We start from the raw sequence: 13,521 nt of genomic DNA, 5'->3' as shown, positions 1-13,521 counted from the left end.
GCAGGAAGGACGCCTCGATGGCCTCCCCGAAGACGAAGAGCCGAGCCAAGAAGGGTCGCCGCCACCCGCTCGCCACCCTGGCCCTGATCGCCATCGGCCTCGGGCTCACCGGCGGGACCTACGCCGCGGTCGGCGTTGCGACGTCCGCCTCCGCGGAGACGTCGTCCACCAGCCAGCAGACGATCGACGAGGGCTCGAAGCTCTTCGCCGCGAACTGCGCCACCTGCCACGGCCTCGACGCCGCGGGCACCGACAACGCTCCCTCCCTCATCGGAGTGGGCGCGGCGTCGGTCGACTTCCAGGTCGGCACCGGCCGCATGCCGATGCAGATGCACGGCCCCCAGGCGCTCGAGAAGCCGGTGCAGTTCACCGACGAGCAGGTCGGCGAGCTCGCCGCCTACGTCGCGTCGCTGGCCCCCGGCCCCGCGATCCCCGAGGGCGAGGTCCTCGACGGACAGGGCGACGCGGCGAACGGCGCCGAGCTGTTCCGCATCAACTGCGCCATGTGCCACAACGTGGCCGGAGCCGGCGGCGCGCTCACCGAGGGCAAGTTCGCCCCCCCGCTGGGCGGCGTGACCGAGGCCCACATCTACGAGGCGATGGTCACCGGCCCGCAGAACATGCCGGTCTTCAACGACCTGAACATCTCGCCCGAGGACAAGCGCGACATCATCTCGTACCTCAAGTACATCGAGGCCAACCCGTCCCCGGGCGGATTCGCGCTCGGCTCCCTCGGGCCGGTCGCAGAGGGCCTGTTCCTCTGGATCTTCGGCCTCGGCGCGATCGTGGCACTGACGGTGTGGATCACCGCCCGATCCAACTAGACGACTGCAGCGCCCTGACGGGCGCGACTGACCCACGGCACCGACTGGTGCCGACACGGCGTGAAAAGGAGAACCATGGCAGAGCACGATGAGGGTGGCACGGACCTCGCCACCTCGTCGGCCACCGGGCACGGAACGGCTCCGGCCGGCACCGCGGTCGTGACGCGGGACCGCGTCCAGGACCCGGGCCTCCCGCCGCACCGCCCCCGGATGACCGACCTCGACCCCAAGGTCGAGAAGCGTGCCGAGCGCACGGTGTACACGCTCTTCTACCTCTCCTTCGCGGGCTCGATCTTCGCGGTCGCCGCCTACATGGCGTTCCCGATCACCGAGGACGTCGCGTCGGTCCGGCTGAACACGCTGTTCATCGGCCTGGGCATGTCCCTCGCGCTCCTGGGCATCGGCATCGCCGCCGTCCACTGGGGCAAGCAGCTGATGTCGGACCACGAGGGCATCGACATCCGCCACCCCGTCCGCAGCGCGGAGCCCACTCGCGCCCGTGCGCTCGAGATCTTCGACCAGTCCGACAAGGAGTCCGGCTTCGGCCGCCGCTCCCTCGTCCGGAACAGCCTGATCGCCTCCCTCGTCGTGTTCCCCCTGCCCGCCGTGATCCTGTTCCGGGGCCTCGGCCCGCAGGACCAGAACCCCGTCGCCCTCCTCAAGACCACCCTGTGGGAAGAGGGCACGAGGCTCACCCTGGACCCGTCGGGAGCGCCGATCCTCGCATCGGACGTCACCCTCGGATCCGCCTTCCACGTCATCCCCGAGGGCCTCAACGACGCCGAGGGCAAGCTGGAGGAGAAGGCCAAGGCCGCCGTCCTCCTGATGCGCCTGAAGCCGGAGGACCTCATCGTCAGTGAAGGTCGCGAGACCTGGAACTACGACGGAATCGTCGCCTACTCCAAGATCTGCACGCACGTCGGCTGCCCTGTGGCGCTGTACGAGCAGCAGACCCACCACCTGCTGTGCCCGTGCCACCAGTCGCAATTCGACATCACGCGCGAGGCCGCCGTCATCTTCGGCCCGGCGAAGCGTCCGCTTCCACAGCTCCCCATCACCGTCGACGCCGAGGGTTACCTGGTCGCCAGAAGCGACTTCACGGAGCCCGTCGGACCGTCCTTCTGGGAGCGATGACTCACATGTCCACCACCACCCCCTCACGCCCCTCCAGCTCCCCCGCGGAGCCCGAGGACGGCGTCATCCTCGGATCCGGCAAGTTCCAGAAGGGGTACGTCGGAGCGGCGTCGAACTACATCGACGAGCGCACGAGCATCTCCGCGGTCGTGAAGGAGTTCGGTCGCAAGATCTTCCCCGACCACTGGTCCTTCCTCCTCGGCGAGGTCGCGCTCTACAGCTTCGTCATCATCCTGCTGTCGGGCACCTTCCTCACCTTCTTCTTCCAGGCCTCGATGGTCGAGACGCACTACGAGGGCAGCTATCTGCCCCTCAAGGGCATCGAGATGTCGGCGGCGATGTCGTCCTCGCTCGACATCTCCTTCGACATCCGCGGCGGCCTGCTGATGCGGCAGATCCACCACTGGGCGGCGCTGCTGTTCGTGGCCTCGATCGGCCTGCACATGCTGCGCATCTTCTTCACCGGTGCGTTCCGCAAGCCCCGCGAGCTCAACTGGGTCATCGGCTTCGTCCTCTTCATCCTCGCGATGGCCGAGGGCTTCACCGGCTACTCGCTCCCCGACGACCTGCTCTCGGGCAACGGCCTCCGCATCATCGACGGCATGGTCAAGGGCATCCCGATCGTCGGCACCTGGATCTCGTTCCTGCTCTTCGGCGGCGAGTTCCCGGGCACCGACATCGTCGGCCGCCTCTACACGCTGCACATCCTGCTGCTGCCGGCGCTGGTGCTCGCGTTCATCGCCCTGCACCTCGTGTTCGTGGTCGTCCACAAGCACACCCAGTTCCCCGGTGCTGGCAAGACCGAGCAGAACGTCGTCGGCTACCCGGTGCTGCCGGTCTACGCCGCGAAGGCCGGTGGATTCTTCTTCATCGTCTTCGGCGTCGTCGTCCTCATCGCCTCGCTGTTCACGATCAACCCGATCTGGAACTACGGCCCGTACGACCCCTCGCCCGTCTCCGCGGGAACCCAGCCCGACTGGTACATCGGTTTCGCCGACGGCGCCCTGCGCCTCGTCCCGCCGGGACTCGAGTGGGCCATCCCGGGCATCGGAACCCTGTCGTTCAACATCCTGATCCCGCTCGTCGGTCTCGGACTGTTCATCGCCGTGGTCATGCTCTACCCGTTCCTCGAGGCGTGGATCACCGGTGACAAGCGCGAGCACCACCTGCTCGACCGCCCGCGCAACGCCGCGACCCGCACCGCGATCGGCGCCGCCGGAGTCAGCTTCTACGCAGTCCTCTGGGCCGCCGCCTCGTCCGACCTCATCGCGACGCACTTCCACCTCACGATGGAGGGCGTGATCCACAGCCTGCAGTTCCTGCTCATCGCGGGTCCGTTCATCGCGTACTTCATCACCAAGCGCATCTGCCTGGCGCTGCAGAAGAAGGACCGCGAGATCGCGCTGCACGGCTTCGAGTCGGGCCGCATCGTCCGCCTCCCCGGCGGCGAGTTCATCGAGGTGCACCAGCAGCTCGACGAGTACGAGCGCTGGAAGCTCGTCGGTCAGGACGAGTACGAGCCCCTGATGATCCGTCCGGACTCGCGTGGCCGCATCACCGCCCCGCAGCGCGTCCGCGCCGGCCTCTCCCGCTGGTTCTTCGAGGACCGGATCACCCCCGTCACCCAGAAGGAGCTCGAGAGCTCGCACAGCGAGCACTGATCCTCCCCCGAAGGGCCCGGACGTTCGTTCGTCCGGGCCCTTCGTCGTTCCCGCAGCGGGGCGGCGCCGGTCCTCCGGCGCGGTGGAGGTCGTCGGTGCACCGAGAGCCGGTGAGACCGGATCACAGCGCCTCGACGGCGACAAGCCGGCAGGAACGTGGGGCGATACTCCGGACCTCGAGACCTCCGCTCCTTGAATCACGAGACGCCGTCTCACCGCCGAGCTGGAGACGTCCGCCGCCATCCGATCATGGAGTGAGCCAGCCCCTCTGCGTGCTCGCAGTGTGGTCGTCCGGTGAGGTCCCCGGTCCCCGTACACGTCGAGACGCTCCGGATCGGTTCGAGGGTACCCATTCCCAGCAGGCCTATCAGGACTGCCCTCCCCCACTCACGGTCGAACCCTCTGTGATCGGCGACGGCGACGCTCGCCGGTGAGACCGAGGAGGCGACCTCCGGACATCGACGACCGTCGCTGCAGCGGCGTCTCAGGCTCCCTGTCCTCGCGCCGACCGGCACGACCCGCTAGCCCGTACCGAGGAGCTCCGAGAGCCGCAGGGGCGCGCGCGGTTCCGCCGGGGTGCGGGCTCCGCTGGGTTCGGAACGGTGTGCAGACGTCCGCAGGGCGGCGCAGGCGCCAGAACAGGCGCAGCAGCCCCACTACAGCCGCAGGCGCAGCAGTATCCGCGATCCGTAGCGCGCCACCGCCGTCGGCACGCCCATAGGCGCAGAGGAGAGCCGCCACAGGCGTAGCCCGCTCACCCCTGACCGGAGCAGGAGCCGTCGCAGCGCAGACCCGCAGGGGTGATGACGCGGGCCGACGCTCCTGCTCGGCGCCGCCCGCTGTACTGCTCTGCGAGCTTCCACGTCGCGGGCCGTCGGGATGTGCCCAGACGAGTTCCTCCGCGCAGGACGCCTCGGTGTCCCGCCAGCAGGACAACGCGAGAGATCCAGCTCACCTCGTCATCCCTCACTGAGCGATCCCGGCCCTCACCGGGAGGCCCCGGCCCTCACCGGGAGGTCCCGGCTCTCACCGGGAGGCTCGATCCGCCACCGATCGGCGAATGACGCCCCTGCACGCAGCCGAACGGCCGAGCCGACCGGGCCCCACCGCGCATCGCTTCCTCCTTGATAAGCGAAAAGGCCGGGTGCACGGAGCCGAAGCCCTCGTGCACCCGGCCCTAGGCCGTGCGATGCGCCCTAGCGGGCGAAGTACCCGCGGTAGTACTCGTACACCCAGCCGGCGATGGCGACCAGGAAGAGTCCGACGGCGATGTAGGTGATCCAGAACCCCACGGCCAGGCCGAGGAATCCGAGGGCCGCGGAACCGCCCAGGATCAGCGGCCACCAGCTCCACGGGCTGAAGAAGCCCAGCTCGGGGTCTCCGTCATCGATGTCCGCATCGAGGCGGTCCTCGGGGAGCTCGGCACCCTGCGCCTTGTGAACGCGGCCGACGTAGAACGCGATGAACGCGCCCAGCACGGCCGAGAGGCCGATGCCGACGGTGCCGACCCACTCCACCTGGCCCGTGTCGAGCAACGACCACACGATGTACGTGATGTCGGCGAGGAGGAAGAAGCCCGCGAGGAGCCAGAAGAGATTGACGTTGGCGCGCATGGCCCTACTTCACCGTGCCTTCGGACTTGTCGTACGTGGGGGCGTCCGGAGCGTCCTTCGCCGGACCGATTCCGACGGGGATGCCGGCCTCGGGGTGGTTGAGGTCGAACGCCGGGGCCTCGCTGCGGATGCGCGGGATCGAGGTGAAGTTGTGGCGGGGCGGCGGGCACGAGGTGGCCCACTCGAGCGACCGGGAGAAGCCCCACGGGTCGTTCACCGTCACCTTGGGCGCCTTGCGGGCCGTGATGTACACGTTCAGGAAGAACGGGATCAGCGACACCGCGAGGATCATCGCTCCGACCGTCGACACCTGGTTCATCCAGGTGAAGCCGTCCTCGGGCAGATAGCTGGCGTAGCGGCGCGGCATGCCGACGACGCCCAGCCAGTGCTGGATGAGGAAGGTGGTGTGGAAGCCGATGAACAGCAGCCAGAAGTGCCACTTGCCCAGCGTCTCGTTCAGCATCTTGCCGGTCCACTTGGGCCACCAGAAGTAGAAGCCCGAGAACATCGCGAAGACGACGGTTCCGAACACGACGTAGTGGAAGTGCGCCACCACGAAGTACGAGTCCGAGACGTGGAAGTCGAGCGGGGGCGACGCGAGGATCACGCCGGTGAGTCCACCGAAGGTGAAGGTGATCAGGAAGCCGATCGCCCAGATCATCGGGGTCTCGAAGGTCACCGATCCGCGCCACATGGTGCCGACCCAGTTGAAGATCTTCACGCCGGTCGGAACCGCGATGAGCATGGTCATCAGCGAGAAGAACGGCAGCAGGACCGATCCGGTGACGTACATGTGGTGCGCCCACACCGTCACGGAGAGGGCGGCGATCGCGATGGTCGCGTAGATCAGCGTCTTGTAGCCGAAGATCGGCTTGCGGCTGAAGACCGGGAAGACCTCGGACACGATGCCGAAGAACGGCAGCGCGATGATGTACACCTCGGGGTGGCCGAAGAACCAGAACAGGTGCTGCCAGAGCAGGACACCGCCGTTGGCCGCATCGTAGATGTGGGCGTCGAACACCCGGTCGGCGCCGAGGGCGAACATCGCGGCGGCGAGCACCGGGAACGCGAGCAGCACGAGGATCGACGTCACCAGGATGTTCCAGGTGAAGATCGGCATCCGGAACATCGTCATGCCGGGGGCGCGCATCGTGATGATCGTCGTGATGAAGTTCACCGCGCCGAGGATCGTGCCGAAGCCCGAGAGCGCGAGGCCGAAGACCCAGAGATTGCCGCCGAGCCCTGGCGAGAACGTCGTGCTCGACAGTGGCGCGTACGCGAACCAGCCGAACGACGCCGCACCCTGCGGGGTGACGAATCCGGCGACCGCGATGAGCGAGCCGAAGCTGTAGAGCCAGTACGCGAAGGCGTTGAGGCGGGGGAACGCGACGTCGGGGGCGCCGATCTGCAGCGGCATCAGGACGTTGGCGAAGCCGGCGAAGAGCGGCGTCGCGAACATCAGCAGCATGATCGTGCCGTGCATCGTGAACAGCTGGTTGTACTGCTCGCGCGTCTCGACCACGTTCAGGCCGGGCTCGAACAGCTGGGCGCGGATGACCAGGGCCATCACGCCGGCGATGCAGAAGTAGATGAACGACGTGATCAGGTACATGTACCCGATGACCTTGTGGTCGGTCGACGTCATCCAGCGGACGAGGACGTTCGCCTTGCGCTGGACCGGCGGAGTGCCGGCGGTGCGCGTCGGGCGGGGTGCCGTGGCGGTGCTCATGCTCCCTTACTCCTCGTTCTCGCGGGCCGGCGCGCCGGTTCCGGGAAGGTTCGAATTGCGGTTGTACTCGGCGCCGAGCTGACCGGTCTGGCCCGCGTCGCGCAGCGACTGGATGTAGTCGTCGTACTCGCCTTGCGAGACGACCTTGACGTTGAAGAGCATCGCGGAGTGGTACTCGCCGCAGAGCTCGGCGCACTTGCCCGCGTAGGTCCCCTCCTTGAGAGGCGTGACGTACATGTAGTTCGTCTTGCCGGGGATCATGTCCTTCTTGTAGAGGAAGTCGACGACCCAGAAGGAGTGGATCACGTCGCGCGCGTCGAGCTGGATCTTGATCTTCTGTCCGACGGGCAGGTAGAGCGTGGGGATCTCGGACTCGACGAGCGAGCCGGCGGCGTCTCCGCCCTCCTGGTACTGGCCCTGGATACCGGCGGAGTAGACGTCCTCGTCGACGTAGTTGAAGTCCCACGCCCACTGCTTGCCGTACACCTGGATGGTCTCGTCCGGGTCGTCGTAGGGCTGCTCGATGGCGGCCTGGTCGCGCGCGGTGAAGGCGAAGAAGCCGATCACGAGGATCAGCGGCACGATCGTGTAGAAGATCTCGATCGGCATGTTGTAACGCAGCTGGACCGGCAGGCCGGTCTGCCCCTTGCGACGGCGGTAGACGACCACCGCCCAGATGGTGAGACCCCACGTGACGACGCCGACGGCGAGCAGGACGATCCAGGAGGTGACCCAGAGTCCGATGACGCGGTCGACGTGGTTCGTCGTGCCGGGTTCGGTGGGGAGCCAGCCCTGGAGCTGCTCTTGCGTGCAGCCCGCGAGGACGAGGGCGAGGGCTCCTGCGACGGGGGCAGCGACCCATCTGCGGATTCGGCGATTGAAGCGCACCGGTGACCTTTCGGAAGACTGGGGACCAGTTCACACGAAACTGTATTAGACCGGCTCCAGCCTACCCTTCCGCTCCGGCGGCCCGGTGCACGACGACCCGCTCTTGACGTCCCGGCCGAGTGGTGCAGTCATGACGAACGGCGCCCGACGGGCCACCGGAGTGGACTGTCGGACGCCGTTCGGAGGCGCTGCGGCCCGCGGCCGCGCGGCGTCAGTGGAAGCTGTCGCCGCAGGCGCAGCTGCCGCCCGCGTTGGGGTTGTCGATGGTGAAGCCCTGCTTCTGGATGGTGTCCTCGAAGTCGATCGAGGCGCCGTCGAGGTAGGGGACGCTCATCTTGTCGACGACGAGGCCGACGCCCTCGAACTCCACCGCGGCGTCGCCGTCGAGGGTGCGCTCGTCGAAGTAGAGCTGGTAGATGAGGCCGGAGCAGCCGCCGGGCTGCACGGCGACGCGCAGGCGCAGGTCGTCGCGGCCCTCCTGCTCGAGCAGGCTCTTGACCTTGGCGGCGGCGGTCGGGGTCATCGAGACGCCGTGGGCCGCGCTGGGCGGGGTGGCGAGGGGGGTCGCCGTCTGGTCGGTCAGTGTGTCTGACATGTCACTCCTCAGGGGACGGGCGGAACGGTCGTCGTGCCTTCCGGGATTCTACGGCTGCAACCCGGGTGGTCACCCGGGTATTCCACGACCGGTGGTCAGTCGCGGTGAGCGGCGGCGCGGAGCAGGAACAGCGCCTCGGTCTGCGCGGCGCGCTTGAAGACGCCCAGGTGCAGCGACTCGTTGGGGCTGTGCGCGCGCGAGTCGGGGTCCTCGACACCGGTGACGAGGATCTGCGCCTCGGGGAACTCGCGCACGAGGTCGGCGATGAACGGGATGCTCCCGCCGATCCCGGTCTCGAGGGGCTCGCGTCCCCACGCGTCGGCCATCGCGCCCTTCACCAGGTCGACGGCCCAGCCCGTCGCGTCGACCAGGAAGGGGCTGCCGGTGTCGACGTCCTCGACCGCGAGGTGTGCGCCGAACGGGGAGTTCGCCCGCAGGTGGCTCTCGATCGCGGCGAAGGCCTCCTCCGCGTCCTGGCCGGGGGCGATGCGGGCGCTGATCTTCACGCGCACGGACGGGACGAGGGTGTTGGAGGCGTCGACGACGCTGGGCGCGTCGATCCCGGTGACCGTGACGGCCGGCTTCGACCACAGGCGCGAGAGGATCGCACCGGTGCCGATCGGCGAGACCCCGTCGAGCAGCCCCGAGTCGCGGCGGAGGTCCTCCTCGGCCGTCTCGGGGACCGCTCCGTCGTGCTCGGTGAGGCCGGCGACGGCGACCGAGCCGTCCTCGTTCCAGAGCGTCGCGAGCAGGCGGACCGCCGCGAGCATCGCATCCGGGACCGCTCCGCCGAGCATGCCCGAGTGCGAGGCGTGCGCGAGGGTCCTGACGGTGAGGGTGAAGGTGACGTTGCCGCGCAGGCCCACCGTCAGCGCGGGGGTGTCGACGTCCCAGTTGTCGCTGTCGGCGACGATGATCGCATCCGCGCGGAGGGCGTCGTGGTGCTCGCGGAGGAAGGTGGGGAACGAGCGCGACCCGAACTCCTCCTCCCCCTCGATGAAGAGGACGAGCCCGAGGTCGTGGTCCTCGCCCGCGACCTCGCGGAGTGCGCGCACCGCGGCGAGGTGGGACACGACTCCGGCCTTGTCGTCGGCGGCACCGCGCCCGTACAGGCGGTCGCCGCGCACGGTCGGCTCGAACGGAGGCGTCTCCCACGCCGACTCGGCGCCCTGCGGCTGCACGTCGTGGTGGGCGTAGAGGAGGACGGTCGGCGCTCCGTTGCGGGCGGCGCGGGTGGCCAGGACGGCCGGCTGGCCGAGCACGTCCGTGCCGTCGATCGTGGCGCTGTGGATCGCGACCTCGTCGAAGACGCCCGTCTCGCGTGCGAGCTCGGCGATGGCCTCGGCGCTGGCGGCCACGCGGGTGGCGTCGAAGCCGTCCCACGAGACGGACGGGATCCGCACGAGCTGCCCGAGCTGGGCGAGCGAGCGCGGCAGATCGTCGCGGACGGCGGCGAGGACGGCCTCCTCGTCGGAGGAGAGTGCGGGCGGAGTCGGAGCGTCGTGAGCCATGGAGGTAATCTTAAGAGACCCCCGATTCCAAGGACGTTCCCCGTGGCCAAGCACCCGATCGCAACCGACACGCCCGACGAAGCCGGCTCCCCCGGCTCCGGGAAGGGCCGGCCGACGCCGACCCGGCGCGAGCAGGAGCTGGCCCGCAAGCGTCCGCTGGTCGTCACCGACCGCAAGCAGGCCGCCCGCGACGCCCGCGAGAAGGCCGCCGTGTCACGCGAGCAGGCCCGCATCGGCCTGGCCGCCGGCGACCAGCGCTACCTGCCGCTGCGCGACAAGGGTCCTCAGCGCAAGTTCGTGCGCGACTGGGTCGACGCACGCTTCAGCCTCGGCGAGTTCCTCATCCCGGTGATGGTCGTCGTCCTGCTGCTGAGCTTCTTCCCGCAGCCGGAGCTGCAGTACGCGACGCTCGTCATCCTCTGGGTGTTCTTCCTCCTCGCGGTGATCGACTGCATCCTCCTCGGCATGCGGATGCGCCGGAAGCTCGCCGAGCGCTACGGCGCCGACAAGGTCGAGAAGGGCATCCGCTGGTACGCCGCGATGCGCGCCCTCCAGCTGCGCGTCATGCGACTGCCGAAGCCCCAGGTCAAGCGCCGCGCCTTCCCCGAGTAGTCGGACGGCGGACCACGAAGGGCCCCTGCGGTCGCGCCTCGCGCGGCTCCGGGGCCCTTCGTCGTGCACGGCGGCTCAGGAGGCGCGGGCCAGTCCCCGGTTGATGTCCCGAGCCCACAGGGGCCCGCGGTAGATGAAGGCGGTGTAGCCCTGGACGAGGGTGGCGCCCGCGTCGAGGCGCTCGCGCACGTCCTCGGCCGTCTCGACTCCTCCGACGGAGATCACGCAGAAGGCCGCGGGGACGACGCCCCGGATCACGCGGAGCACCTCGAGCGAGCGCGCGGCCAGCGGGGCACCGGAGAGGCCGCCGGCGCCGGCCGCCTCGACCACGGCACGATCGGTCGAGAGGCCCTCCCGGGAGAGCGTCGTGTTGGTCGCGATGATCCCGTCCAGACTCAGGCGGACGGCGAGCTCGGCGACCCGGCCGACCTCGTCGTCGGAGAGGTCGGGGGCGATCTTGACCAGCAGGGGCGTCGTGTCGGCGGCGTCCTTGACTGCCGCGAGGAGCGGCTCGAGGCGGTCGATCTCCTGCAGGCCGCGGAGCCCGGGGGTGTTCGGCGAGCTGACGTTCACGACGAGGTAGTCGGCGAGCGGCGCGAGCAGGCGCGTGCTGATCAGATAGTCCTCGATCGCGTCGTCCACCTCGACCACCCGGCTCTTGCCGATGTTGACGCCGATCACGGGGCGGCGGCGCGCGCTGCGCAGCCGGATCAGCCGCAGCGCCGCGGCCTCGGCCCCGTGGTTGTTGAAGCCCATCCGGTTGACGACGGCGCGGTCCGCGATCAGCCGGAAGAGGCGCGGCCGGTCGTTGCCCGGCTGCGCCCGAGCGGTCAGGGTCCCGACCTCGACGTGTCCGAAGCCGAGCGCGCCGAAGCCCAGGACCGCGGTGGCGTCCTTGTCGAAGCCGGCCGCGACGCCGAACGGGGTCTCGAAGCGGAGGCCGAGCGTCTCGACCGCGGGCGTTCCGCGCGGGACGGTGGTCCGGCGCAGGACCGGAGCGAGGGCTCCGAGGGCCCGGATCACCGGGAAGCTCAGGTGGTGCGCCCGCTCCGGGTCGAGGCGGCGCAGGACGGTGCGGAACAGGAGCGGGTACACCCGGGCCTCAGATCTCGTCGGCGCTGTGGGGCACGGAGGTGCGCTCGGCGCGGAGCAGGGTGATCGCCGACTCGAAGTCGTCCAGCGAGTCGAACGCCTGGTAGACGCTCGCGAAGCGGAGGTAGGCCACCTCGTCGAGCTCGCGCAGCGGCGGCAGGATGGCGAGGCCGATGTCGTTCGCGTCGATCTGCGAGGCGCCCGTGGAGCGGATGCTCTCCTCCACCCGCTGCGCGAGCACGGCCAGATCGGTGTCGGTGACGGGCCGGCCCTGGCAGGCCTTCCGGACGCCGCTGACGATCTTCTCGCGGCTGAACGGTTCCACGACTCCGCTGCGCTTGATCACGACGAGGCTCGCGGTCTCGGTCGTCGAGAAGCGCCGGCCGCACGACGGGCACTGCCGGCGGCGGCGGATCGAGAGGCCGTCGTCGCTCGTGCGCGAGTCGATCACTCGGGAGTCGGGGTGCCGGCAGAAGGGGCAGAACATCGAGGGCCTCTCGGTCTCAGGCGAAGCGGGCGTCGACGGCGTCGCCGTGGGCGGGCAGCGCCTCGGCGTCGCTGAGAGCGCGGATGTGCGGGGCGACGCGCTCGAGCGCACCGCGGTCGTAGGAGATCAGCTGCTGCGGCCGGAGGAAGGTGTAGGCGCCGAGCCCGGAGGAGAAGCGCGCCTGCCCCAGCGTCGGGAGCACGTGGTTGGAGCCGGCGAGGTAGTCGCCCAGGCTCACCGGGGTGGTCGGGCCGAGGAAGATCGCGCCGGCGTCGTGGATCCGCTCGGCCGTCGCGACGGGGTCGGCCGTGTGCAGCTCGAGGTGCTCGGGGCCGTAGGCGTCGCTGAACGCGCAGGCGAGCTCGAGGTCGTCGACGATCACGAGCGCGGACTGCGGGCCGTCGAGTGCGATGGCCACGCGCTCCGCGTGGTGGGTGGCGGCGGCCTGGACGGCGACCTCGCGCTCGACGGCGGCGGCGAGCTCGGCGCTGTCGGTGACCAGGACCGCGGAGGCGGCCTCGTCGTGCTCGGCCTGGCTGACCAGGTCGGCGGCGACCAGGCGCGGGTCGGCGGAGTCGTCGGCGATCACGAGGATCTCGGTCGGGCCCGCCTCGGAGTCGATGCCGACCTGCCCGAGCACCTGGCGCTTCGCGGTGGTGACCCAGACGTTGCCCGGCCCGGTGATGATGCTGACGGGGTCCAGCCCGATCGAGTCGACGCCGTAGGCCAGTGCGGCGACGGCTCCGGCGCCTCCGACCGCGTAGACCTCGTCGATGCCGAGCAGAGCGGCCGCCGCGAGGATCGTGGGGTGGACGGAGCCGCCGAACGCCTTCTGCGGCGGCGAGACCAGGGCGATGGAGGCGACTCCGGCGGCCTGCGCGGGCACGGCGTTCATGACGACGCTCGACGGGTAGACCGCCTTGCCGCCGGGGACGTACAGCCCGGCGCGGGCGACGGGCTGCCAGCGCTGGGTGACCGTGGCGCCGTCGTCGAGCTCGGTGGTGCGGGGCGGGGGGATCTGCGCGGCGCTGGCGCGGCGGACGCGCGCGATCGCCTCCTCGAGTGCGCTGCGGATGGCCGGGTCGAGGCGGTCGAGCGCCTCGGCGATCTGCTCGGCGGGCACGCGGAGGTGCGGGGGGCGCACGCCGTCCAGCCGCTCCGCCTGGTCGAGGAGCGCCTCCGCGCCGCGTTCTCGGACGTCGGCGATCAGCTCGGCGACGACGGGCCCGACGGAGGCGGACGTGCCCGGATTACGGGGCACGAGGGCGAGGAGCTCGGCGGAGGAGGGACGACGGCCGCGGAGGTCGAGAGTCTGGATCATGGCCGCCCCAGTCTACGCGCCGCCCTCCCCCGCTCCCTCGCCGCGCGCTCCCCC

12 protein-coding genes are annotated in these 13,521 nt (G+C 69.9%); 4 read left to right on the top strand and 8 right to left on the bottom strand.

Going from position 1 to position 13,521, the window contains the following annotated elements; translation table 11 throughout:
• Positions 1 to 17: 17 nt before the first annotated feature.
• The 3 genes from C5C25_RS15040 to C5C25_RS15030 all read left to right on the top strand — a co-directional run bounded on the left by C5C25_RS15040 (position 18) and on the right by C5C25_RS15030 (position 3,619).
• Complete coding sequence (locus tag C5C25_RS15040) at positions 18 to 824, top strand: c-type cytochrome (protein WP_104224648.1); 807 nt, start codon at positions 18 to 20, stop codon at positions 822 to 824.
• Positions 825 to 899: 75 nt separating this feature from the next.
• Positions 900 to 1,958 (top strand): ubiquinol-cytochrome c reductase iron-sulfur subunit, encoded by a 1,059-nt coding sequence (locus C5C25_RS15035; protein ID WP_104225358.1) that lies wholly within the window; start codon positions 900 to 902, stop codon positions 1,956 to 1,958.
• A gap of 5 nt (positions 1,959 to 1,963) precedes the next feature.
• Entirely contained in the window at positions 1,964 to 3,619 is a 1,656-nt protein-coding gene (locus C5C25_RS15030) for a ubiquinol-cytochrome c reductase cytochrome b subunit (RefSeq protein WP_104224650.1), read from the top strand.
• 1,196 nt (positions 3,620 to 4,815) lie between these two features.
• Here the strand turns inward: C5C25_RS15030 and C5C25_RS15025 are convergent.
• From C5C25_RS15025 to C5C25_RS15005, 5 genes are all read right to left on the bottom strand, one after another.
• A complete protein-coding gene (locus C5C25_RS15025; protein ID WP_104224651.1) occupies positions 4,816 to 5,232 on the bottom strand; it encodes a cytochrome c oxidase subunit 4 in 417 nt (138 codons plus the stop codon).
• Between the two features lie 4 nt (positions 5,233 to 5,236).
• Complete coding sequence (ctaD, locus tag C5C25_RS15020) at positions 5,237 to 6,961, bottom strand: cytochrome c oxidase subunit I (protein ID WP_104224652.1); 1,725 nt, start codon at positions 6,959 to 6,961, stop codon at positions 5,237 to 5,239.
• Between the two features lie 6 nt (positions 6,962 to 6,967).
• Positions 6,968 to 7,849, bottom strand: coding sequence for a cytochrome c oxidase subunit II (gene coxB, locus C5C25_RS15015; protein WP_104224653.1), 882 nt, complete (start codon positions 7,847 to 7,849; stop codon positions 6,968 to 6,970).
• 211 nt (positions 7,850 to 8,060) lie between these two features.
• A complete protein-coding gene (erpA, locus tag C5C25_RS15010; RefSeq protein WP_104224654.1) occupies positions 8,061 to 8,444 on the bottom strand; it encodes an iron-sulfur cluster insertion protein ErpA in 384 nt (127 codons plus the stop codon).
• 95 nt (positions 8,445 to 8,539) lie between these two features.
• The gene (locus C5C25_RS15005) at positions 8,540 to 9,955 is read right to left on the bottom strand and encodes a dipeptidase (protein WP_104251070.1); all 1,416 of its coding nucleotides are present in this window, start codon (positions 9,953 to 9,955) and stop codon (positions 8,540 to 8,542) included.
• A 42-nt stretch (positions 9,956 to 9,997) separates the two neighbouring features.
• On the opposite strand from C5C25_RS15005, the gene C5C25_RS15000 reads away from it, so the two are divergent.
• Positions 9,998 to 10,567, top strand: a complete 570-nt coding sequence (locus C5C25_RS15000) for a DUF3043 domain-containing protein (protein ID WP_181133711.1) — start codon at positions 9,998 to 10,000, stop codon at positions 10,565 to 10,567.
• A gap of 75 nt (positions 10,568 to 10,642) precedes the next feature.
• Here C5C25_RS15000 and C5C25_RS14995 read toward each other — a convergent pair whose 3' ends face one another.
• From C5C25_RS14995 to hisD, 3 genes are read right to left on the bottom strand one after another with little or no spacing between them, the layout of a single operon-like run.
• Positions 10,643 to 11,662 carry a quinone-dependent dihydroorotate dehydrogenase gene (locus C5C25_RS14995; protein WP_104233339.1) on the bottom strand — a complete coding sequence of 340 codons (1,020 nt, stop codon included), beginning with the start codon at positions 11,660 to 11,662 and terminating at the stop codon, positions 10,643 to 10,645.
• Positions 11,663 to 11,669: 7 nt separating this feature from the next.
• On the bottom strand, positions 11,670 to 12,146 hold the full coding sequence (gene nrdR, locus C5C25_RS14990) for a transcriptional regulator NrdR (RefSeq protein WP_104224657.1): 477 nt from the start codon (positions 12,144 to 12,146) through the stop codon (positions 11,670 to 11,672).
• 16 nt (positions 12,147 to 12,162) lie between these two features.
• Positions 12,163 to 13,467, bottom strand: coding sequence for a histidinol dehydrogenase (gene hisD, locus C5C25_RS14985; protein ID WP_104224658.1), 1,305 nt, complete (start codon positions 13,465 to 13,467; stop codon positions 12,163 to 12,165).
• Positions 13,468 to 13,521 lie beyond the last annotated feature (54 nt).

The sequence above is a fragment of the Rathayibacter sp. AY2B9 genome, from assembly GCF_002931595.1.
Taxonomy (GTDB): Bacteria; Actinomycetota; Actinomycetes; order Actinomycetales; family Microbacteriaceae; genus Rathayibacter.
Note: the sequence above shows the minus strand (reverse complement) of the source record. Positions and strands in the feature narration are given on the sequence as shown.

Coding starts and splice junctions, on each gene's coding strand:
- ctaD (WP_104224652.1), bottom strand. CDS start 6,961: ATGAGCACCGCCACGGCACCCCGCCCGACGCGCACCGCCGGCACTCCG.
- C5C25_RS15025 (WP_104224651.1), bottom strand. CDS start 5,232: ATGCGCGCCAACGTCAATCTCTTCTGGCTCCTCGCGGGCTTCTTCCTC.
- C5C25_RS15005 (WP_104251070.1), bottom strand. CDS start 9,955: ATGGCTCACGACGCTCCGACTCCGCCCGCACTCTCCTCCGACGAGGAG.
- hisD (WP_104224658.1), bottom strand. CDS start 13,467: ATGATCCAGACTCTCGACCTCCGCGGCCGTCGTCCCTCCTCCGCCGAG.
- C5C25_RS15030 (WP_104224650.1), top strand. CDS start 1,964: ATGTCCACCACCACCCCCTCACGCCCCTCCAGCTCCCCCGCGGAGCCC.
- erpA (WP_104224654.1), bottom strand. CDS start 8,444: ATGTCAGACACACTGACCGACCAGACGGCGACCCCCCTCGCCACCCCG.
- C5C25_RS15035 (WP_104225358.1), top strand. CDS start 900: ATGGCAGAGCACGATGAGGGTGGCACGGACCTCGCCACCTCGTCGGCC.
- nrdR (WP_104224657.1), bottom strand. CDS start 12,146: ATGTTCTGCCCCTTCTGCCGGCACCCCGACTCCCGAGTGATCGACTCG.
- C5C25_RS15040 (WP_104224648.1), top strand. CDS start 18: ATGGCCTCCCCGAAGACGAAGAGCCGAGCCAAGAAGGGTCGCCGCCAC.